Origin of the sequence: Xanthomonas dyei (assembly GCF_002939865.1) — a bacterium.
Taxonomy (GTDB): Bacteria; Pseudomonadota; Gammaproteobacteria; order Xanthomonadales; family Xanthomonadaceae; genus Xanthomonas; species Xanthomonas dyei.
The window spans coordinates 1-375 of record NZ_MDEE01000127.1; the positions used below are offsets into that span (position 1 = coordinate 1).

General features: G+C 54.1%; 1 protein-coding gene. It reads right to left on the reverse strand.

Features of this window, described 5'->3' with window-relative positions:
• Positions 1 to 176: 176 nt before the first annotated feature.
• The coding region (locus XdyCFBP7245_RS24725) for a hypothetical protein (protein WP_425479771.1) at positions 177 to 375 on the reverse strand (199 nt) is incomplete at its 5' end.

A 375-nucleotide genomic window follows, 5' to 3' on the forward strand; every position in this document is an offset into this window, starting at 1 on the left:
AACTTGCTCTTGCGCATCGTTAGTCTCCTCGGTGGCTAGTGTGCCCGGAGACCTGTAGTGATGGATGGATCAATTTTATGGGGAGTCGACACGTGGTCGACGCCACGATGTGGTTTCGGCTTGACGAATTGTTGGTTGCGCGCTGCAGCGAACACGCAGTGTAAGAACCGACACTGTCACCAAGAATAGCCATTGGCACCACAGTTGCGCTCAAGAGAATCCATGATCTCGTCCGCGGCACACTGCTTTGCATGGTATGCGTCAATGTTGGTTTGAATTATCGCACCGACGTCCCCCCGCCCTGAGTAGCGATCGGGTTTAGAGTCCGGGGTTGATGATATCGGTGTTTGCCAGATGTTGGGCATAAGCGGACGG